This is a genomic window from Bradyrhizobium sp. U87765 SZCCT0048 (assembly GCF_018131225.1).
Lineage (GTDB): Bacteria > Pseudomonadota > Alphaproteobacteria > Rhizobiales > Xanthobacteraceae > Bradyrhizobium_A.
The window spans coordinates 1,288,536-1,310,033 of the sequence record NZ_JAFCMM010000001.1 but is presented as its reverse complement, the minus strand read 5'-3'; the positions used below and the strand labels follow the sequence as shown (position 1 = coordinate 1,310,033).

Genomic DNA, 21,498 nt, shown 5'->3' with positions numbered 1-21,498 from the left:
GCTTCGTGCACCTGTTTGCAGCGGTTCGTCAAACCTGAATACGTGAGAGGAAGCCCAGATGGAAGACGAAGTATTGCTTGAGCGCGATGGCGCGGTCGCGGAAATCGTGCTGAACCGGCCGGCCAAGATGAATGCGATCACGCCCGCCATGGCGGCGAGCATCGAGCGGATCTGCCGCGATCTCGACCGTGCCGCGGATGTCCGGGTGATCCTGCTGCGCGGCGCCGGCGAGCGCGCGTTCTGCGCGGGCAGCGATCTCAACGCGCTGGCGGCCTATCCCACGGCCTGGGATTTCCGCAACCGCCGCGAATACGCGACATTCGTGCGCAACATGCGCAAGCCGGTGATTGCGGCGCTGCATGGCTGGGTGCTCGGCGGCGGCGCGGAAATGGCGCTTTCGGCCGATCTGCGGGTGATGGGACGCGGCGCGCGGCTCGGCTTTCCGGAGGTGCAACGAGGGTGGGTCGGCGGCGGCGGCGCCTCGCAGATGCTGCCGCGCCTGATCGGCTACGGCCAGGCGATGCGGCTGTTGATGTGCGGCGATCCGATCGATGCCGCCGAGGCCCATCGGCTCGGGATCGTGGAATACATCGTCGACGATGGCGAGGTACTGGCGACGGCGCGCCAACTTTGCCGCAAGCTCGCAGGCTTCAGTCCGGTGGCCGTCGAGTCGGTCAAGGCGGCGGTGCGCATGGCGCTGTCGTCGACACTGCCGGCGGGCTTGGCGTATGAGAACGAGATGAATACCCTGTGCTTCTCGGCGGGAGACCACATGGAGGGAATTCGCGCCTTCCAGCAGAAGCGGGAGGCGGAGTTCAAGCAATGACCATCGGCGTCGCCATCGTGGGCCTCGGAATGGCCCACAAGCCGCATATCCAGAGCCTGCGTGAACTGGCCGACCGCGTTCGCATCGTGGCGTGCCAGGCGCCCAGCGCGAGCCGGCGCGAGACGTTCGCCCGGCTCCATCCGGACCTGCCGGTGACCGGGGATCTCGACGCCGTGCTCGGCGATCGATCGGTCGAGGCGGTGATTCTGCTGACGCCACCGCTGACCCATCACGACCTCGTGGCGCGATGCGCGGCGGCCGGCAAGCACGTGCTGCTGGAGAAGCCGCTGGACGTCACGGCCGAGCGGGCGCGGCAGTCGGTCGACGCGATGCAGCGGGCGGGGCGCACGTTCGGTGTCGTGCTGCAGCATCGCTTCCGCACGGCGGCGCGCAGGCTAGCGTCCACTCTGCACAGCGGCGAGCTCGGCCGGCTGGTGTCAGGCTCGGCATCGATCCGGTGGTGGCGCTCGCCGGAGTATTTTGCCGAGCCCGGGCGAGGCATGATGGCCCGCGACGGCGGCGGCGTTCTCATCACCCAGGCGATCCATACCCTCGACCTGTTCCAGAGCCTCGCCGGGCCGATCGCGCGGGTGACGGCAATGGCAACGACGTCGCCGTTGCGGCGCATCGACACCGAGGATATCGTGGCAGCGGCGGTCGCGTTCGAGAACGGTGCAATCGGTACCATCGACGCGACCACCGTCTCGTTCCCCGGCTTCTCGGAGCGCATCGAGCTCGCCTGCGAGAATGGCACCGCGGTGCTGGAGGCGGAATCGCTGGCGGTGTTTTACCGCGACGGGCGGGTCGAGCGCTTCGACGGCGGCGAGTCGAAGAGCGGCGGCGCCGATCCGATGGCGTTCTCGAACCAGGCTCACAAGGCGCTGATCGAGGACTTTCTCGATGCCATCGCCGCCGGCCGCGAGCCCGTGGTCAGCGGCCGCGAAGCGCTGAAGGTGCATCAGCTCATCGAGGCGCTGTTGCAGTCCTCGGCATCCGGCCGCCCGGTCGCGCTCGGCTGACGCCTGGCGCGCCTCCCCCGCGAACACGTCGTTCGCGGACGGCCGGCATGGCCCGGCCGCCCGCCGATCGCCTCACGCCTTCGGCTTGGTATCGTACATGTCGATCTGCCAACCGGCCGCGGTGAGAGGCAGTTTATCAAGGGTGTTGCGCACCGCGATCTGATAGATCGGCTGGAACAGGATGATCAGGTTGGCCTGGTCGACGACGCGCTTCTGGTACGCGACCCACAGATCCGCCTGCTTCTGGGGATCCTGCTCGCCCGCGGCGGCATGGACGAGCTTGGTGACGTCCTCCGGCACGGCCCAGTGCACGCGCCGGGCGACCCGCTCGACAGTTGCCGCCGCCCACAGCAGGTTCTCCACTGCCGGCGGATTCCAGAACGTCAGCACGCCGCCCTGGGCCTTGTTGCCGGTGTAGGTGGTGCGCAGGTTGACCTGGTCCATCGGCGTCAGCTTGACACGGATGTTGATGCGGGCGAGGTCGGCCTGAATCTTCTGGGCGAGCGTCTGGTAGGTCACGCCGGCGATCGCCGCAGTGCCATAGGCGAGCTCGAATTCGAAGCCGTCGGCGAGACCCGCGCCTTGCAGCAGCGCCTTGGCCTTGGCGAGATCCTGCGGGAATCCGATGTCGCGCGCGATCTTTTCCGTCGATCCGGACACCCCGATCGGCAGGAAGTTGGCGGGCCGCACCGCCGCGCCGCCGAGCAGATTGGTGATGATGCCGTCATAGTCGATGGCATAGCCGATCGCCTGGCGCGCTTCCTTGACGGCGAGCGCCTTGTTGTACTCGGCCTCCTGAGTCAGCGCCATGTAGACGAAATCGAGGCTGGTGAGGGCTTCGAGGCGCAAATTGGCGTCGGCTTTGACGGTTGCGATCTGCTCGGGGATGAGGTTGAAAGCGATGTCGACGTCGCCGCGACGGATCGAGAGCAGTTGCGCAGCGCTGTCGCCGATGTGGCGGATGATCACCCGTTCGAACGGCGGCTTGCCGCGCCAGTAGTTGTCGTTGCGTACGAACTGGATCTGGGCATTGCGCTCCCAGCCGACGAGACGGTAGGCGCCGGCGCCGGCGGAGTTGCTGTTGAGCCAGGTGGTCGCCTTGTCCTTGGTCTTGGCTTCGATGCTGGCGTCGCCGCCGTGCTGCTCGAGTAGCTTGCGGTCGTAGATGACGAATCCGGGCGCGGCGAGGATGGTCAGCAGCGGCTGTGACGGATCCTTGAGGACGACGTCGACGGTCGTGGCATCGACGATCTCGGTACGATCGACATGGGCGATGTACTGGGCTGTCTGGTCACCGAGGTACAGCACGCGATCGAGCGACCATTTGACATCCTCGGCGGTCATCGGATTGCCGCTGGCGAACTTGACGCCTTCGCGCAGCGTGAAGCGCCATCCCTTGCCGTCGGGCGTGCGCGCCCACTTGGTGGCGAGGGCGGGGCGGATGGTGATGTAGTCGCCCGGCGCCATGGTGACCAGCATGTCGTAAGCCGCCAGCAGGGTCATCGGCGGCGTGTACTGGGCCTGGCGCGCCGGGTCGAGCGTGATGGTGTCGCTGATGTCGAGCCCGATCACCAGCGTGTTCTTGCGCGACTGCGCGAACACGCGGTCGGGCAGCCCGGCGGCAAGGGCGGTGCCGCCGATGCCGAGAAGCTGGATCATGTCGCGCCGGCTCAGCCAGCCATAGGTTTTCGTCATTGCTGCTCCTCCCCAGGAATGCGCCGGCTGTGCCGGTCGCGGTTGTCAGATCGCTCTCGGAAATCCGTGACTCCGCTTGTGGTTGTTCTCGATCTGCGGCTCTTGCCGTGGCCGCTTCAACTGGTCGGCCGACTCCGCGCGACCAGGATGACCTCGCCGTCCTGGACCGTGTCGCCGTGTTGATTTCTGACGTCGAAACCCAGCGTCAGGATGTTGCGGTCTCCCTTGCTGTTGAGGCGCTTTGCCTTGATCGTGACATGCACGCCGATGCGGTCACCGGCGAAGATCGGGCCCTTGAAGCTCCAGTTCCAGCCGAGCGCGGCCACCACCAGGATGCGCACCGGTGAGCGGTTCTTGAGGCCGTCGGCCATGGCGAGGCCGAGCAGGCCATGGGCGACGCGGCCTGGAAAGCCTTGCTCGCGGGCGAAGGCGTCGTCGACGTGGAGGTCGAAAAAGTCGCCGGAGACGCCGGCAAAATTGACGATATGCGCCTCGGTCACGACGATATGGCCGGTGTCGTAGTGGTCGCCGACGATGAGATCCTCGAACCAGTATTCGCCAGGCGGCAATCGTCTCGCGGTCTCACCGGTCATCAGCGGTCTCCTTAGAGCTTCGGCAATGCCAACCCGCCGTCGACATGGACCACCTCACCGGTGGTGTAGGGGAAAACGCCGCTGGCGAGCGCTGCGACGGTGCGGCCGACATCCTCCGGCTCACCCCAGCGCGACAGCGGCGCGCCATTGCTGGCGAACAGCTGGTCGTACTTGTCGCGCGCCACGGCGGTCATGGCGGTGCGGATGACGCCGGGGCGGACCTCGTAGGTATGGATGCCTGCGCCGGCGAGGCGCAGTGCGAACAGACGGCTCATCATGCTGAGGCCGGTCTTGGAAATGCAGTACTCGGCGCGGTCGGGGGAGGCGGCTTCGGCGTTCATCGACGAGATGGTGATGACACTGCGAAAGCCGACCGGGGCGGCCGACAGCATCCGCCTGGTGCAGGCCTGCGTCAGGAAGAACGGTCCACGCAGGTTGATGGCCATCAGCCTGTCGAAGCTCTCGGGCGTGACGTCGAAGAGATCGCCGCGCGTCGCCACCGAGACGCCGGCGTTGTTGACCAGGCAGTCGATGCGATCGAAGGCCGACCACGCGGCGTCGAGGAGGTCGCCATGGCGATCGATCGCCGCGATGTCGCCGACCGCGCTGCGGGCTTCCGTGCCGCGATCAGCCAGCAGGCGCAGCGTTTCGGCGAGGTCCGCGGTCATGGCAAGGTCGTTGATCACCAGGCGGAACCCCTGTTCCGCGAGGGCGAGCGCGATGCCGCGTCCGATGCCGCGGCCGCCGCCGGTCACGAGCGCAACCCTGCCTGTTCCCGCCGCCATGTGTCTTCCCCGTCTCTCGTCGATTTTTAGATCGATCTAATATGGATCGATCTCATACGGCATGAGGGCGTGCGATGGCAAGCCGCAAAATCAAGCTCCGGGCGAGACGGCGCCGGGCGTGCTGCGCACGCACATGATCAGACAGGAGGAATCCTGCATTGGCGCGAGGCGGCGCTGGTGCGCAGTGACAAGCGGTCGCGGCGAGCGATCGCTGGTGATGCACGCAGATGGCGAGCGGGGCGCACGACGTCGACGGTCGCGATCTCGCAGAGAGCGAGGGCGGTTCTGCGGTCAGGCCGGGGTGGCCTGACGGGCGCTGCTCAAGCTGAAACCCGCATAGTCGTTCGCAGCGATCTCCGCGCAGATCTGCCGATAGGCCGGTACGCCACCGATATAAGGCATGAAGATCCGCGGTTTGCCGGGGATGTTCGCCCCCATGTACCAGGAATTGGCTTGAGGATAGAGCGTACGGTGCGCGACCTCGTTGACGTGTGCGACCCAGTCGTCCTCTGCCGCGACGGTCGGCTCGATCCGATCGAGGCCGCGGGCGCGCATGTGTGCGATGCAATCGGTGATCCAGTCGACATGCTGTTCGATCGACACGATCATGTTGCTGAGTACCGACGGGCTGCCCGGTCCCGTGATGATGAACAGGTTCGGGAAGCCGGCGCTCATCAGTCCGAGATGGCAGCGCGGTCCCTCGACCCATTTCTGGTTGAGGGTGCGGCCGTCGCGGCCATGGATATCGATTTTGGCGACCGAGCCGGTCATGGCGTCGAAGCCGGTCGCGAACACGATGGCATCGAGCGCATACTCCTTTGCACCGGCGCGCAGCCCGTTCGGCAGAATGCGTTCGATCGGCTCCGCGCGCACGTTCACCAGGGTGACATTGGGGCGATTGAAAGTCGCGTAGTAGTCGGTGTCGACGCAGATCCGCTTGGAGCCGATCGGATGGTCGTTCGGCTGCAGCAGCCTGGCGACGGCCGGATCACGCACGATCTCGGCGATCTTGCCACGCACGAAATCGCAGGCGGTATCGTTCGCCTCCTTGTTGAGCAGCAGGTCGTTGTAAGACGACATGAAGCTGATGCCGCCACGCGCCCAGCCGGCCTCATAGGCGGCGCGGCGGCCCTCGGCGGTATCCTCCATGGCGCTCTTGTCGGGGACCACCGTGAGGATGCCGTTGCGGGTTTCTTCGCGAGCGCGTCGTCGCCGAGCGGCGTAATCGGATTTCCACGATGCGGCGTAGTCCGTTGAAATGGCCGCATTGTGCGCCGGCACGCTGAAGTTGGCAGTGCGCTGGAACACGAACAGGTGTGCCGCCTGCTCCGCGATGATCGGGATCGACTGGATGGCAGAAGAGCCGGTGCCGATCACGCCGACGCGCTGGCCGGTGAAGTCGATCGTCCGATGCGGCCAGTGGCCGGTGTGGTAGGTCTTGCCGGCGAAGTCGTCGAGCCCCGGAAAGTCGGGAATGCGCGCGTTGGACAGGCAGCCGGTGGCAAGAATCAGATAGCGCGCGGCGGTCTCGGCGCCGTCCGAGGTGCTCACCGACCACGTCCCCGAGGCGTCGTCGAAACGCGCGGCGGTGACGCCGGTATCGAACTGGATGTCGCGGCGCAGGTCGAAGCGGTCGGCAACGTGATTGGCGTAGCGCAGGATTTCCGGCTGCGGTGCGTACCGCTCGCTCCATTGCCAGTCCTGCTGGAGATCTTCGGAGAAGCCGTAGGAGTATTGCATGCTCTCGACGTCGCAGCGGGCCCCGGGATAGCGATTCCAGTACCAGGTGCCACCGACACCGCTGCCCTGTTCGAACACGCGAGCGGAGAGCCCAAGGCCACGCAGGCGATGGAGCATGTAGAGCCCGCCGAAGCCGGCGCCGACGATTACGGCGTCATGGCTGCGCAACGCCGGTGCAGCTGAGTTCGGTTGCAGGGCGTCCATGGCGTCACCTCCCGATTTTCTTGTCGTTGTGCAGCCAGCATTCTATGGGCCGCCGTGGATCGCAAGCTGCAAATCTGCGGTGACGCTCGGCTTGGCAGACAAGGCGTCCGTGGCGCGGAATTATCGTGCCTTGAGCCATGCACCGATTTCGTGCAGCGCGCTTTGCGCCGCTGGCAACAGCTTGCTCATGGTGATGAAGCCGTGGAATTGGCCGGGATGGGTCTGATAGGTCACGGCGACGCCGGCGTCCGTGAGGCACTTCGCGTATTCATCGCCTTCGTCGCGCAGCGGATCGGCGCCTGCTGTCAGTACGAAAGCTGGCGGCAGGTCAGCGAAGCTGCGCGCACGCAGCGGTGACGCCCGCCAGTCGTCGCGCTCGGCCGGGGTGTTGAGGTAGTGGTCACGAAACCACGCCATCACGGCGTGAGTCAGCAGGCAGTCGGTCTCCGGTTCGCTGTGCGAGGGATGACGGAAGGAGAAGTCGGTCGCGGGATAGATCAGCACCTGGCCGGCGAGCGCGGGTCCGCCATCGCGCGCAGCCAGCGCCACGACCGCGCTGAGGTTGCCGCCTGCGCTGTCGCCGCCGACGAAGAGATGGCCTGCATCGATTCCGAGCTCCTGCGCCTGGGCGGCGACCCACCGCGTTGCGGCGATGGCGTCGTCGGCGGCAGCCGGAAACTTGTGCTCCGGAGCGAGGCGGTAGTCGACCGCGATCACCAGCAGTTTGCCCTCGTCGGCGATCGTGCGGCACACCACGTCGTGGGATTCGAGATCGCCGATCACCCAGCCGCCGCCATGGAAGAACACGAGGCAGGGTGACAGTCCGCCGGATTGCCGCAGCCCGAGGGGTGTGTAGAGCCGTGCCGGGATCGCTCCTGCCGGGCCGGGGAGGGTGAAGTCGCGGATCTCCGCGAGCGCCGGTGGCTCCGGATTGGTCAGGGTCCGCGCCGCAAGATAGTAGTCGCGCGCTTCCGGCGCGGTGAGCGTCTCATAGGGCGGCCGCCCGGCGTCGCGAAAAGCCTGCAGTACTGCGGCGGCGTCGGGGTCGAGGATCACGGGCATCTGGAGGCCTTCTTGCTTGCTTGGGATGATCGGCGTCTGGGTCAGCCGGCGGTGCGCCCGCCGTCGACGGTGTAGGATGATCCGGACACGAAGCTCGCGTCATCGGACGCGAGGAAGGCGACGACGGCCGCAACCTCGTCGCTGAGACCGAAACGGCGAGCCGGCGTGCGGTCCAGAACCTTGCGGTCTGGAAGCGGAGTACCGTCGGGGGCGAGGCCCTCGAGGATCGATGTCATCATCCGGCTCTCGATCTGGCCGGGGCAGACGCAGTTGATACGAACCTTCGTGCCGGTACATTCCAGCGCCGCGCTTTTGGTCAGGCCGATGACCGCATGCTTGCTGGCGCTGTAGGCGGCGATCCGTGGGGTGCCGATCAGGCCGGCGATCGACGCGGTATTGATGATGCTGCCCGCGTTCTGCCGGTACATCACCGGCAGCACGTGTTTCATGCCCAGAAAGACGCCGACGACATTGACGTCGAGCACGCGGCGAAAGGTGTCGAGCGAATAGTCGGGAATCGGCCCGACATCGCCCTCGATGCCGGCATTGTTGAAGAACACGTCGATCCTGCCGAGCATTTTGGCCGTGTGGGCGACGAAAGCCGCGACCTCGTTCTCCTGGGTGACGTCGGCGGTCAGCGACAGGGCTGCACCGCCGGGAAGCATGGCCACCGCGCCGGCGAGGCGGGCTGCGTCGCGATCGATCGCCACGACGCGGGCACCGCGCGCGGCGAGGAGGCGGGCTGTCGCCGAGCCGATTTCGCCCGCCGCGCCTGTGACCAGCGCGACCTTGCCGTCCAGAGTGCGGTCGATCATCGGCCAGGTTCTCCCCGAGTATTTTTTTGATGACCCGAGCGCGTGGTGCCGCGCCGGTCTTGTCACAAGTATTTCATTGGATCGTCGGCATGGCCAGTACAGACCATGTCATGGTCTGCATTATTGCGGTTAGGCTTGCGGAGCGGCGCCGGGATCGTCAGCCTGTCAGTCAGCCGATGGACGACGAAGTTGTCGTGTGATGAGGAAGCGCTCGCTTGTGATTCTTCCGCACGGTGTGGTTAAATGCCGCGCAGCGGTCTTTTGTCGGGTGAGGTCAAAGCGGGATGCAACGGTCACTGAATTCTACAGGGACGTTCACGCACGGCCTTGATCGGCTGCCACGCATGGCACTCTTGGGAGTGCTGTTCGCGCTGGCAGGCTGCAACGAAGGCACGAACCAGCAGGCTGCGGCGCCGCCACCGCCACCTGTGACCGTGGCGCCGCCGGTGCAGCGCAGCGTGACCGACTGGGACGAGTTCACCGGGCGCTTCGAGGCGGTCGAGCAAGTCCAGATCCGTGCCCGTGTCACCGGTTTCGTGACAAGCGTGGAATTCAAGGATGGGGCCATCGTCAAGGCCGGCGACCTTCTCTATGTCATCGATCCCCGGCAGTACGAAGCCGTGGCCGAGCAGGCGCAGGGGCAGCTTTCTGACGCCAAGGCCAAGGTCGATCTCGCCGAGCGCGAGCTGACGCGCGCGACCGAGCTCAACAAGTCGCAGTTCGCGGCCGAAAGCGTGGTCGACCAGCGTCGGCAGGCGCTGCAGGCGGCCCAGGCCGCAGTGCTGCAGGCCGAAGGCGCGCTGCAGCGCGCCAACCTGGATGTCGAGTTCACCAAGGTCAAGGCGCCGATCGACGGCCGCGTCAGCCGCCATCTTGTCAGCGTCGGCAACCTCGTGCAGGGCAGCGAGAGCGGCGCCACGCTGCTGACGTCGATCGTCTCGCTCAACCCCATCCATCTCTATTTCGACATGGATGAATCCATTTACATGCGTAACAGCCGCCTGTGGTTCGAGGGCCGCCGGCCGAGCTCCCGCGATACGGCAAACCCGGTACAGGTGATCCTCTCCGGTGAGACGAAGCCGTCGCATCAGGGGGCGGTGGACTTTCTCGACAACCGCCTCGACGTCTCGACCGGCACGCTGCGCGGACGTGCCCTGATCCCCAATCAGGACCTGTCGATCCTGCCGGGCCAGTTTGCCCGCGTCCGGGTGATCGCCAGCGCGCCCTATCAAGGCCTCCTCGTGCCGGACACCGCGATCGCGACCGACCAGTCGCGCAAGATCGTGCTGGTGGTCAGGGATGACAACACCGTGGAGGCGCGCCAGGTAACGCTGGGGCCGCTCGATGACGGTCTGCGGGTGGTGCGCGACGGCCTCAAGCCTGACGACAAGGTGATCGTCGACGGCCTGCAACGCGCGAGGATCGGGGCCAAGGTGGCGCCGCATGCGCCGGCGACGGGTGCGGCCAAGCCATGAATCTCGGTCGTCTCTCCATCAATCAGCCGATTCTCGCGATGGTGCTGTCCATCGTGCTGTTGATCGTCGGCGTCATCGCCTACAACACATTGCCGGTCGCCGAGTATCCGCAGGTGGCGCCGCCGACCATCGTGGTCACCACCCTGTATCCCGGCGCCTCGGCCCAGACGGTGTCCGAGACGGTCGCGACCCCGATCGAGCAGGAGATCAACGGCGTCGAGGACATGCTGTACCTCTACAGCCAGGCGACCTCGAACGGCCAGCTCACCATCACCGTCACCTTCAAGCTGGGGACCGACCTCGACAAGGCCCAGGTGCTGGTGCAGAATCGCGTCGCCATCGCCCAGCCGCGCCTGCCGCAAGAGGTGCAGCGCAACGGCGTCACCACCCGCAAGAACAGTCCCGACCTGCTGATGGTGGTGTTCATGCTGTCGCCCGACGACAGCTACGACCAGCTCTATATCAGCAACTATGCGCTGCGGCAGGTCCGTGATCCGCTGTTGCGTCTTGATGGCGTCGGTGACATTCAGGTGGCGGGTGCGCGCGACTATTCGATGCGACTGTGGCTCGATCCGGACAAGATCGCCAATCTCGGCATGACCGCCGGTGACGTGCTGACCGCAGTCCGCGCCCAGAATCTGCAGATCGCCGGCGGCCTCATCGCCGAGCCGCCAATCAGCGATCGTGCGCTGCAGCCGAACCTGACCTTCACCGGACGACTGAAGGACCCGTCGCAGTTCGAGGACATCGTGCTCAAGCCCGGAGCGGATGGCCGCACCGTTCGGTTGCGCGATGTCGCCCGCGTCGAACTCGGCGCGCTGTCCTACACCACCAACAGCTTCCTGCTGCAGAAACCGGCGGTGGCGATGCTGGTGTCCCAGCGTCCGGGATCGAATGCGCTTGCCACCGCCAAGAACATCTCCGACACGATGGCGCAGCTCAAGGCCGATTTCCCGCCGGGGTTGACCTACAACATCGGCTACAATCCCACGGAGTTCATCGCCCAGTCCGTCAGCGAACTGATCAAGACCATCTATGAGGCGATGATCCTTGTCGTCGTCGTGGTGTTGCTGTTCCTGCAGGGCTGGCGACCGGCGATCATCCCGATTCTCGCGATCCCGGTGTCGCTGGTCGGCACCTTCGCGGTGATGGCCGCTCTGGGCTATTCGATCAACAACCTGACACTGTTCGGTCTGGTGCTGGCGGTCGGCATCGTGGTCGACGACGCCATTGTTGTCGTGGAGAATGTCGAGCGTCACCTCGCCATGGGCAAGAACCGCCGGGATGCGGCGTTGCGCACGATGGAAGAGGTCGGCGGCGCGCTGGTGTCGATCGCGCTGGTGCTGTGCGCGGTGTTCGTGCCGACCGCATTCCTCGGCGGCATTTCCGGCCAGTTCTTCCAGCAATTCGCTGTGACCATCGCGGTCGCAACCGCGATCTCCTGCTTCTGCTCGCTGACATTGTCGCCGGCTCTGGCGTCGCTGATCCTGCAGCCGCATGCACACAAGACGCCGCCGGCGTCCTGGAACGTTGTCGCTCGCGGCTGGAACGCGTTCACCGGTGCTTTCAACAGGACGTTCGATCGCCTGGCGCATGTCTATGGCGATCTCGCCGGCTTCGTGATCCGTCACTCGCTGGTGATGCTGGTCGTCTATGCCGTGCTGATAGGCTCCGCCGGCTGGCTGCTCGTGACGACGCCGCAGGGCTTCATCCCGGCGCAGGACCGAGGCTATGTCATCGTCTCGGTGCAGTTGCCGGGCGCGGCTTCGCTCGCCCGCACCACCGAAATCGTCCGCCAGATCGAGACCATCGCGCTCGGTGTGCCCGGCGTCGTTCGTGTGCCGGCATTCGCGGGTTTCTCCGGCGCTACCCGTACCCAGACCAGCAATGCTGCCGCGCTGTTTCCGGTGTTCGACGATCCGGAAGTGCGGGTGAAGAAGGGCCAGACCGTCGCTTCGATCACGGCCGAGTTGCGTAAGCGGCTTGGTGCCATCGAGGGGGCGTTCATCGTGGTGATCCCGCCGCCGGCAGTACCCGGCATCGGCACCGGCGGTGGCTTCGCGATGCGTATCCAGGACCGCCAGGGGCGGGGGCCCGAGCTGCTCGCCGCCGCCACCGACGAGCTTGTTGCCGCGGCGCGTCGCACGCCGGGACTGACCGCGGTGTTCTCGCCGTTCTCGGCCAGCACGCCGCAGGTGTTCGTGGATATCGATCGCGCCCGGGCGCAGATGCTCGGCGTGCCGCTCCAGAATGTCACCGAGGCGATCGAGACCTATTTCGGTTCGTCTTATGTCAACGACTTCAACATTCTTGGTCGCACCTATCACGTCACTGCACAGGCCGATTACAAGTTCCGCAAGGAGACTGCGGACCTCGCGCGCCTGCAGACCCGCAACAATGCCGGCAACATGGTGTTGCTTGGCAGCGTGGTCGACTTCCGTGACGTCGCCGGGCCCGACCGTGTCGCGCGCTACAACCTTTATCCGGCGTCCGAGCTCCAGGGCGACACCTTGCCCGGCACCAGTTCGGCGACCGCGATCGCCAAGATAAAAAAGCTTGCCGAGGACATGCTGCCGACCGGCTTTTCGTTCGAATGGACGGATCTGTCATACCAGCAGGTCAACGGCGCCAATGCCGGTCTCTACGTCTTCCCGATCTGTGTGTTGTTCGTCTATCTGGTGCTGGCTGCGCAGTACGGCAGCTGGACGCTGCCGTTCGCGGTCATCCTGATCGTGCCGATGTGCCTCCTGGCGGCGACGCTCGGCGTGCGGCTGATGGGGCAGGACGTCAACATCCTGACCCAGATTGGCTTCGTGGTGCTGGTGGGACTCGCCGCAAAGAATGCGATCCTGATCGTCGAGTTCGCGCGCGACATCGAGCTCGAGGGGCGCGATCGCCTCGATGCGGTGATCGAGGCCTGCCGGCTGCGCCTGCGGCCGATCCTGATGACGTCGTTCGCCTTCATCCTCGGCGTGCTGCCGCTGGTGCTGTCGTCGGGCTCCGGTGCGGAGATGCGCCAGGCGGTCGGTGTCGCGGTGTTCTTCGGCATGCTCGGCGTGACGCTGTTCGGTCTCGTGTTCACGCCGATCTTCTATATCCTGGTGCGACGGCTCGCCCCGGGTTCGGTCGCGGTGCCCAAACCCGAGGCCACCGAGGCGGCGCATTAGGGCTGCGGGATCTTCGCCGCGGTGATGACGCCCTTCCAGCGCGCGATCTCGGTCGCGACCATGTCGCGCATCTCGTCCGGCGAACTGCTCCGTGGCTCGTTGCCCATCGCTTTCAGCCTCTGCTGGATTTCCGGGCTGTCGAGCACGGCGCGGACCTCGCGGTTGAGCCGCGCGACGACCGGCGCCGGCACGCCCCTGGTCGTGGCGAGCCCGAGCCAGGACCTGACCTCGTAGCCGGGCACCGTCGCCGCGACCGGCGGCAGGTCCGGCAGCGAAAACCAGGGTTGCGCGCTGGTGACGGCAAGGCCCCGGATGCTGCCGGACGCGAGTTGCGGCGCGGTCACCGTGAGAGTGTCGATCACGACGTCGATCTGGCCGCCGAGCAGGTCGTTGATCGGCCCGCCACCACCGCGGTAGGGCACGTGGACCATGCGGATGCCAGCCATCGACGACAGCAGCTCGCCGGCGAGATGCTGGGTGGTGCCGATTCCGACCGAACTGTAGGTGATGGCTTCCGGCTTCTGCTTCGCTTCGGCGATGAGATCGGCAAGCGTGCGGAAACGATGGTCGCTCTTCACCGCGATCACCAACGGGAAGAAGATCACCGTCGAGACCATCTGGAAATCGTCGACCGGCTTGAATGGCAAGGTGCGGTACAGCGCCCCCGCGGTCGAGTGACCGCCGGTGAGCATGATCAGCGTATAGCCGTCGGGCGTCGCCTTGGCGACATGGTCGGATGCGATGGTGCCGCCGGCGCCGGCGCGGCTCTCCACGATCACCGGCTTGCCGAGGCGCTGTGACAGGCCGTCGGCGACGATACGGGCGATGACGTCGGCATTGCCCCCCGCGGCAAAGCCATGGACCAGGGTGATCGGCCGGCTCGGGTAGTTGTCCTCGGCGACCGCAGTCGCGGTGAGCATGAGCCCGACAATGAGCCCTGCGATGGCAGAACGAAGCTGCACGTCTTTCCTCCCCAGCATGCGCCGCGGCTTGGTCGCCCGGTCGCGATCGGTCACCCAGCTTCCCCTGCAATTCCGTGGCGGCGCAAGGGGTTGGCGGCTGGCATGAGAGGCGGGAACGAGGCGCGTCCTATTCAAACTCCGTATATTCGTTGACGGATAATATGGTCCGGGCTATGCGTGGTGCATGACCGCACGCCCCTCCACCCCGCTCGCCCTTGCCGTGCTGGCGCTCACCTTCGAGCGTCCGATGCACCCCTATGAGATGGCGGCGCTGCTCAAGCAGCGACACAAGCACGAGAGCATCAAGCTGCGTTACGGCTCGCTCTACACGGTGATTGACGCGCTCGCCGCGCGGGGACTGATCTCGCCACTGGAGACGTCGCGCGGCGGGCGGCGGCCGGAGCGGACGGTCTACATGCTGACGCCGGACGGCCGCGCGCAGCTCGGCACGTGGATGCGTGAACTGATCGGCACGCCGGCGAAGGAGTTTTCACAATTCGAGGCCGGCCTCAGCCTGCTGCCGGTGCTGCCGCCCGACGAAGCGGTCGTGATGCTGCGCGCGCGCGCCGAGCGGCTGCGCGATACCGTCGCGCAGATGTCGGCGCAGATTGAACAAGTCGGAGCACAGGAACTGAGTGCACTCACCGGGCCTGACGAGCAGTTGCCAACGCCCTTGTTAGGCCAGAAATTTCCGCCAATCTTCATGGTCGAGAGCGAATTTCGCCGCGCGCTGCTCTCTGCCGAACTTGCCTTCGTCGATGATCTCGTGCGCCGCATCACCGAAGAGGGCTGGGGCCCCGTCGGTCTCTGGCGTGACGTCCAGGGCATGTGCGAAACCAACTACCGCGCGCGAATCGATCGGGGTAGCGAGCTGGCAAAAACGGCTGGCCGACGTGCGCGGGGCGCGGGGACGACAAGGCGATGACCGAGGACAAGGCCAAGCTGCTGCGATCGCTGACGATCGACCGGACGTCCACGCCAGCGCCGGCCGCGCGCGGGCGTGCGCGGTTGCCGTGGCTGGTCGGTGCGGGCGTGCTGCTGGTTGCGCTCGTCGGTGCGGCCATGGCGTTTGACGTCGGCCGGTTCTTTCGTCCCGAACCAGCCGTCGTCCAGACGGCGGCTCCGGCCGCCCCTGCAGCCTCGCGCGTGTCGGCGCCGCCGCAGGCCCAGCCTGCGCCGCAGCCGGTCACCGCCGGCGAGCCCGGCAGCCTCGCCGCGTCGGGATATGTGGTGGCGCGTCGCCGCGCGACGATCGCGGCCGAAATCACCGGCAAGGTCGTGGAGGTGCTGGTCGAGGAAGGCATGGTCGTCACGGCCGGACAGGTCACCGCGCGGCTCGACAGCGTGCTCGCCGAGAAGGATCTCGCGCTCTCGAAGTCGCGTGTCGAGGCGTCCAGCGCCGCGGTCGCCGCGATCTCCGCCGATCTCGACGACGCCAACCGCATCATGGCGCGCACGCGCAGCCTGCAGCAGAACCGCTTCGCGAGCGAGGCCGATCTCACCAAGGCCGAGGCGCGCGTCGGCGTGCTCGCCGCGCAGATGCGCCAGGCGCAGGCCCAGTACGAGAGCGCCAAGGTCGATGCCGAACGTGCCGCCGCGGTGCTCGACAAGCATCAGATCCGCGCGCCGTTCAGCGGCGTCGTGGTCGACCGCAGCGCCCAGCCCGGCGAGATGATTTCGCCGATGTCGGTCGGCGGCTTCACCCGCACCGGCATCTGCACCATCGTCGACATGGACTCGATCGAGATCGAAGTCGACGTCAACGAAGCGTTCATCGGCCGTGTCACGCCGGGCGGCGCCGTGACGGCGGTGCTCGATGCCTATCCGGACTGGCAGATTCCGGCCTCGGTGATTGCGATCGTGCCGACCGCCAACCGCGACAAGGCGACCGTCAAGGTGCGCATCCGTCTGGAGAAGAAGGATCCGCGCATCCTGCCTGACATGGCTGTGAAGGTGACATTCCTGCGCCCGGCGAAGGCCGGGACCGCTTCCGGCGCATCGCCGATCGAGAACTAGAGTGACAAGGGAGCTTGCCGTGACGAGCGAACATCCGATGGTCCGCCTTGCGGGCGTCAGCAAGGGCTTCACCAAGGGCCGCGAAACCATCACCATCTTCGACCAGCTCGACATGGTGATCCCGCGCGGTGACTTCATCGCCGTGATGGGGCCGTCCGGCTCCGGCAAGACCACGCTGCTCAACCTGCTCGGTGGCATCGACCGCAGCGATCGCGGCGAGGTGACGATCGCCGACAGCCGCATCGACGGCTTGTCGGAGAGCGAACTGGCGCGTTGGCGTGCCGCCAATATCGGATTCATCTTCCAGTTCTACAATCTCATGCCGATGCTGACCGCGGCGCAGAACGTCGAGTTGCCGCTGCTGCTGACAAAGCTGCATCGCAAGGAGCGGGCGGAGCGGGTACAGACCGCGCTGTCGGTGGTCGGTCTCGCCGACCGCGTCAAGCACTACCCGCGCGAGATGTCGGGTGGCCAGCAGCAGCGCGTCGCGATCGCCCGCGCGATCGTGTCAGATCCCAATCTGCTGCTGTGCGACGAGCCGACCGGCGACCTCGACCGGACGTCGGCCGACGAGATCCTGTCGATCCTGCAACTGCTCAACAAGGATCTCGGCAAGACCATCGTCATGGTCACGCACGATCCGGCGGCGGCGCGCTATGCGCAACGTACGCTGCATCTCGACAAGGGGCGGTTCGTGGCCAAGGAGCTGGCGGCGTGAACGACTTCGACCTCGTCCGCAAGAACCTGTTCCGCCGCAAGCTGCGCGCGATCCTGATGATCGTGTCGATCCTGGTCGCGTTCATGATCTTCGGCGTGCTGGCCGGGTTCTACCGCGCGTTCACCTCGGGCGAGGACCGCGCGGCCGCCGACCGCATGATCACGGTCAACAAGATCAACTTCACCCAGCCGATGCCGATCGCCTATGTCAACCGCGTGCGTGCCGTCGAGGGCGTACGGCAGGTCACCTATGCCAACTGGTTCGGCGGTTATTATCAGGATCCCAAGAACTTCCTGATCGCCATGGCGGTCGATCCCTTGACCTACTTCGACGTCTACAGCCGCGATCTCGACATCGCGCCGGACGCGTTGCAGGCGTTCGCCCGAGAGCGGACTGCCGCGGTGGTCGGCGAGAAACTGGCGCAGAAGTGGGGCTGGAAAGTCGGCGACCGCATTCCGATCGGCAGCAATATCTTCTCGCAGAAGAGCGGCGGCACCAGTTGGGACGTCACCATCGCAGGCATCGTCAAGGGCAAGTCCGAGGCGATCGACACCAACTTCCTGCTGCTGCAGTTCGCCTATTTCGACGAGACGCGCAGCTTCGGCAAGGACACTGTGGGCTGGATCGTGCTGCAGACCCGCTCGCCGGCGGACAATGACCGCGTCGCGAAGGCTATCGACGCAATGTTCGCCAACTCCAGCGCGGAGACCTCCACCGACACCGAGAAGGCGTTTGGCAAGGCGTTCGCGGCGCAGTTCGGCAACATCGCGCTGATCGTGGTGCTGGTGGTGGGCGCCGCCTTCGTCACCATCCTGATGATCGTCGGCAATACCATGGCGCTGACCATCCGGGAACGGACCCGGGAAATCGGCGTGTTCAAGACCCTGGGCTTCTCCGGCGCCCGGATCCTGCGCATGGTGCTCGGGGAATCGATCCTGCTGGCGCTGCTCGGTGGCATCCCCGGCCTCGTGATCGCGGCGCTGGTCACCATGGCGCTGCGCACCAGCCTTGCCAACGTCGCACCGTCATTTGCGGTGTCACCTGACATCGCGCTGATGGGCATCGGGCTGATGATCGCGCTCGGGGTGATCACGGGGATCATCCCGGCGCTCAACGCCATGCGGCTGAAAATCGCCGCTGCGCTCGGACGGGGATAGCTCCATGCGCTCGCTCTTGCTTCAGATGCTGGCCGTTACGTCGATCAACCTGCGGAGCCTGCCGCAGCGCCGCTGGCTGTCGCTGTCCACCGTGGTGGCGATCGCGCTCGTGGTCGTGGTGCTGCTCGCTTTCCTGGCGATGGCCAACGGCTTTCAACGCACCATCGCCGGCTCGGGTGCCGATGACATTGCGATTGTGATGCGCGCCGGGTCGCAGGCCGAAATCAACAGCACGGTGACGCGCGACCAGGGGCGCCTGATCGAGGATGGCCCCGGCATCGCCCGTGGCGGCGACGGCAAGCCACTGATCTCGCCTGAGCTCTATCTGGTTGTCGACGGCCTCAAGCGCACCACCCATACCAAGGCCAACCTGCCGCTGCGCGGTATCAGCGAGCAGGGCGCGGCGCTGCGCAGGCGCATCACCATCACTGCCGGGCGAATGTTCAACCGCGGCGCCAACGAGATCGTCGTCGGCAAGGGGCTGGTGCGCGAGTTCGAGGGCTTCGACGTCGGCAGCACGGTGGCATTCGGCACCACACGCTGGACCGTGGTCGGGATCTTCGAGGCCGCCGGCAGCGTGTTCGAATCGGAGATCTGGGCGGACCTGCCCGTTCTGCAGAGCCTGTTCAACCGCAACAACGTGTTTCAGACCGTCCGTGTCAGGCTGACATCACCTGCGGCGCTGACCGAACTGAAGGCCTATAGCGACAACGATCCGCGGCTCAAGCTCGACGTCAAGTCCGAGACGGCCTATTTCGCTGAACAGGCCTCGCGCACGTCCGACCTCATCCAGAAGCTCGGCTGGCCGCTCGCGATCGCCATGGCGTTCGGGGCGCTCGCCGGTGCACTCAACACCATGTATTCGTCGGTAGCGGCGCGGGCGACCGAAATCGCCACCCTGCGCGCCATCGGCTTCGGCGGCTTCGCCGCTTTTGTCGGCACGCTGGTGGAGTCGCTGTCGCTCGCCGCGATCGGTGGTCTCATTGGCGCCGCGGCAACCTACCTGATCTTCGACGGGGTTTCGGCATCGACGCTGGGCAGCAACTTCACGCAGGTGGTGTTCGACTTCAAGCTCACGCCGGCGCTGATGGTGCAGGGCGTGATCCTTGCGCTGGTCGTTGGCCTGATCGGCGGCCTGTTCCCGGCAGTGCGCGCCGCGCGCATGCCGATCGTCGCTGGACTTTATGGCTGAGCCGGTCCGGGCTTGGAGGTCTTCTAGCTCTAAGGTTGCTCTCTGCCCGTTGAGCCAGCGGCGGCGCAGGCCTAGACCATGTCGATGCGGCGCACGATTGCCGCGTCTGGCAAGGGAGAGTGCGCATGCGCGAGCCACGTCGTATCGAGGTTGATGGCGATCCGGACGTGCAGGGTGAGCTCCAGCAGACGCTCCTGACGATATTCTGTCGCACGCTCGATAGTTCGCGCCTGCCGCCGATGACGGTGCTGGGGATGATGGCCGAGGCGCTCGGTGGCGTCTACAGGCAGGCGGCCACGGCGCACCTGACCCAGCCGTGTCCGTGCGGCTGGCGGCCGATGACGGAGGCCGATATCGCAGCGCTGCGCGCGGCAGTGGAGACGGCGGCGAAGCTGCGTACCAGTGCTGATCTGGCCTGGATGGAAGTGGTCGGTCGGGCCTGAGGTCGCTCGGCTACTTCGGCGCGGCGTCTGGCGCGATGGATGTCGTCAGGCCGAAGCGTCCGTGAAGGCCGGCGAGCAGCAGGCGCCCGATGCCCTGCAGCCAGCTCTGGCGTTGCAGCCATGTCATGACGATCGGTCCTCGCCGGTGGTGATCCCGCCGGCCATGGTGACGCGCCGCGTACAAAAGCAAAGCTTGAATAACGTGCGTATGCTGCTCAGTTCTTGAGCAGGCGCGCCGTCGTGTCGCGCCCCATGCGTGCAGAAAATGACGGCAATTCAATCTCGCGGCGACTGGCACGCCTCGTGCATCAGAGGCTTTGAGTTGGTTGCTAGGGTTCCGGCTTTGCGTCTGCAGAGCGCTGGTCCGAGAGCGGCCGCTTGCGGGGGAGACATCCCCGCAGGTGCACGGCGGGACAAAAGCCCGGGAGACCTCGTTGAGCCAAGGGATTGGCAACGCGATGGTCTGTCGCCGATCCCTTTTTGTGAATTCGCAAGAGGGATCTGCCAAATGATCAGACTGACATCTCAACTGCGCTCGACCGTTGTCCGCACGTTCATTGCGGCGTCTGCGGTCGCTATCGCGTTCGTCGCACCGGCGGAGGCCGCGCCGAAGAAGGACTTCAAGGTCGCCTGGTCGATCTATGTCGGCTGGATGCCGTGGGGCTATGCCGCCGACACCGGCATCGTCAAGAAGTGGGCGGACAAGTACGGCATCACCATCGAGGTGAAGCAGTTCAACGATTATGTCGAGTCCGTCAATCAGTACACGGCGGGCGCCTTCGATGCGGTGACCATCACCAACATGGACGCGCTGTCGATCCCCGCGGCCGGCGGTGTCGATACCACGGCTGTGGTGATGGGGGACTTCTCCAACGGCAATGATGCGGTGATCCTCAAGGGTAAGCCGGATCTTGCTGCCATCAAGGGGCAGAAGGTCAATCTCGTCGAATTCTCGGTGTCGCACTATCTGCTCGCCCGGGCGCTTGAAACCCGGCATCTCGCCGAAAAAGACATCAAGGTCGTCAACACCTCCGACGCCGATCTCGCCGCAGCCTACAAGACGCCCGACGTGACCGCGGTGGTGACCTGGAATCCGATCGTCTCGGAGATCATGGCGTCGCCGGACGCTAAGAAGGTGTTCGATTCCTCGCAGATTCCCGGCGAGATCATGGATCTGATGGTCGTCAACACCGCTGTGCTCAAGGACAATCCGAACTTCGCGCGGGCGCTGGTTGGCATCTGGTACGAGACGCTGGCCCGCATGGCCGGCGAGGGCGCCGACGGCAAGGCGGCGCGCGAGGCGATGGCCAAGGCCTCGGGCACCGATCTCGCCGGCTTCGACAGCCAACTGGCTTCGACCCGTCTGTTCGACAAGCCGTCCGACGCCGACGCCTTCACCCGCAGCGTCGCCGTCGGCACCACCATGGACCGTGTCCGCAAGTTCCTGTTCGACAAGGCCTTGCTCGGCAAGGACGCCAAGTCGGCTGACGCGGTCGGCATCGAGCTCGGTGACAAGACGGTGCTTGGTGACAAGGCCAACGTCAAGCTGCGCTTCGAGCCCGCCTACATGGACGAGGCCGCCAAGGGCAAGCTGTAAACGGCTGACCCGAGTCACGGGCGAGACACCGA

The 21,498-nt window shown here is 65.9% G+C and carries 18 protein-coding genes and 1 riboswitch; of the genes, 11 read left to right on the top strand and 7 right to left on the bottom strand.

Annotated features, from left to right (window positions below; translation table 11 throughout):
• Positions 1-58 precede the first annotated feature (58 nt).
• Positions 59-826: an enoyl-CoA hydratase/isomerase family protein gene (locus tag JQ639_RS05655; RefSeq protein WP_211970224.1), complete on the top strand. Its 768-nt coding sequence runs from the start codon at positions 59-61 to the stop codon at positions 824-826.
• Positions 823-1,845 (top strand): Gfo/Idh/MocA family protein, encoded by a 1,023-nt coding sequence (locus JQ639_RS05650; RefSeq protein WP_211970223.1) that lies wholly within the window; start codon positions 823-825, stop codon positions 1,843-1,845. The genes JQ639_RS05655 and JQ639_RS05650 overlap by 4 nt, the downstream gene beginning before the upstream one ends.
• Positions 1,846-1,917: 72 nt before the next feature.
• On the opposite strand, the gene JQ639_RS05645 is transcribed toward JQ639_RS05650, so the two are convergent.
• The 6 genes from JQ639_RS05645 to JQ639_RS05620 form a co-directional block, all read right to left on the bottom strand.
• Complete coding sequence (locus tag JQ639_RS05645; RefSeq protein WP_211970222.1) at positions 1,918-3,540, bottom strand: ABC transporter substrate-binding protein; 1,623 nt, start codon at positions 3,538-3,540, stop codon at positions 1,918-1,920.
• Between the two features lie 116 nt (positions 3,541-3,656).
• The gene (locus tag JQ639_RS05640; protein ID WP_211970221.1) at positions 3,657-4,133 is read right to left on the bottom strand and encodes a MaoC family dehydratase; all 477 of its coding nucleotides are present in this window, start codon (positions 4,131-4,133) and stop codon (positions 3,657-3,659) included.
• Positions 4,134-4,144: 11 nt separating this feature from the next.
• A complete protein-coding gene (locus JQ639_RS05635) occupies positions 4,145-4,918 on the bottom strand; it encodes a 3-ketoacyl-ACP reductase (RefSeq protein ID WP_211970220.1) in 774 nt (257 codons plus the stop codon).
• 291 nt (positions 4,919-5,209) lie between these two features.
• A complete protein-coding gene (locus tag JQ639_RS05630; RefSeq protein ID WP_211970219.1) occupies positions 5,210-6,862 on the bottom strand; it encodes a flavin-containing monooxygenase in 1,653 nt (550 codons plus the stop codon).
• 120 nt (positions 6,863-6,982) lie between these two features.
• Entirely contained in the window at positions 6,983-7,924 is a 942-nt protein-coding gene (gene lipP1 / locus JQ639_RS05625) for a LipP1 family hormone-sensitive lipase (RefSeq protein WP_211970218.1), read from the bottom strand.
• A gap of 41 nt (positions 7,925-7,965) precedes the next feature.
• Positions 7,966-8,739, bottom strand: a complete 774-nt coding sequence (locus JQ639_RS05620; protein ID WP_211970217.1) for an SDR family NAD(P)-dependent oxidoreductase — start codon at positions 8,737-8,739, stop codon at positions 7,966-7,968.
• Between the two features lie 344 nt (positions 8,740-9,083).
• Between JQ639_RS05620 and JQ639_RS05615 the strand changes: the two genes are divergently transcribed.
• Together JQ639_RS05615 and JQ639_RS05610 are read left to right on the top strand one after the other, a co-directional pair.
• A complete protein-coding gene (locus JQ639_RS05615) occupies positions 9,084-10,214 on the top strand; it encodes an efflux RND transporter periplasmic adaptor subunit (protein WP_249123661.1) in 1,131 nt (376 codons plus the stop codon).
• The gene (locus tag JQ639_RS05610; protein WP_211970215.1) at positions 10,211-13,381 is read left to right on the top strand and encodes an efflux RND transporter permease subunit; all 3,171 of its coding nucleotides are present in this window, start codon (positions 10,211-10,213) and stop codon (positions 13,379-13,381) included. Before JQ639_RS05615 ends, JQ639_RS05610 begins: the two co-directional genes overlap by 4 nt.
• Here the strand turns inward: JQ639_RS05610 and JQ639_RS05605 are convergent.
• Entirely contained in the window at positions 13,378-14,343 is a 966-nt protein-coding gene (locus JQ639_RS05605) for a tripartite tricarboxylate transporter substrate binding protein (RefSeq protein ID WP_349644759.1), read from the bottom strand. The two genes, JQ639_RS05610 and JQ639_RS05605, sit on opposite strands and share 4 nt — an antisense overlap.
• 184 nt (positions 14,344-14,527) lie before the next feature.
• Between JQ639_RS05605 and JQ639_RS05600 the strand changes: the two genes are divergently transcribed.
• From JQ639_RS05600 to JQ639_RS05570, 7 genes are all read left to right on the top strand, one after another.
• Positions 14,528-15,268, top strand: a complete 741-nt coding sequence (locus JQ639_RS05600) for a PadR family transcriptional regulator (RefSeq protein WP_211970214.1) — start codon at positions 14,528-14,530, stop codon at positions 15,266-15,268.
• Complete coding sequence (locus tag JQ639_RS05595; protein WP_211970213.1) at positions 15,265-16,359, top strand: efflux RND transporter periplasmic adaptor subunit; 1,095 nt, start codon at positions 15,265-15,267, stop codon at positions 16,357-16,359. The genes JQ639_RS05600 and JQ639_RS05595 overlap by 4 nt, the downstream gene beginning before the upstream one ends.
• A 37-nt stretch (positions 16,360-16,396) precedes the next feature.
• On the top strand, positions 16,397-17,077 hold the full coding sequence (locus JQ639_RS05590; RefSeq protein WP_211970421.1) for an ABC transporter ATP-binding protein: 681 nt from the start codon (positions 16,397-16,399) through the stop codon (positions 17,075-17,077).
• On the top strand, positions 17,074-18,234 hold the full coding sequence (locus tag JQ639_RS05585) for an ABC transporter permease (RefSeq protein WP_211970212.1): 1,161 nt from the start codon (positions 17,074-17,076) through the stop codon (positions 18,232-18,234). The genes JQ639_RS05590 and JQ639_RS05585 overlap by 4 nt, the downstream gene beginning before the upstream one ends.
• A 4-nt stretch (positions 18,235-18,238) precedes the next feature.
• The gene (locus JQ639_RS05580) at positions 18,239-19,426 is read left to right on the top strand and encodes an ABC transporter permease (protein ID WP_211970211.1); all 1,188 of its coding nucleotides are present in this window, start codon (positions 18,239-18,241) and stop codon (positions 19,424-19,426) included.
• A 125-nt stretch (positions 19,427-19,551) separates the two neighbouring features.
• Positions 19,552-19,869 (top strand): hypothetical protein, encoded by a 318-nt coding sequence (locus JQ639_RS05575; protein ID WP_249123660.1) that lies wholly within the window; start codon positions 19,552-19,554, stop codon positions 19,867-19,869.
• A gap of 318 nt (positions 19,870-20,187) precedes the next feature.
• Positions 20,188-20,299, top strand: a riboswitch (guanidine-I (ykkC/yxkD leader).
• 78 nt (positions 20,300-20,377) lie between these two features.
• Positions 20,378-21,466: a putative urea ABC transporter substrate-binding protein gene (locus tag JQ639_RS05570; RefSeq protein WP_211970210.1), complete on the top strand. Its 1,089-nt coding sequence runs from the start codon at positions 20,378-20,380 to the stop codon at positions 21,464-21,466.
• Positions 21,467-21,498 lie beyond the last annotated feature (32 nt).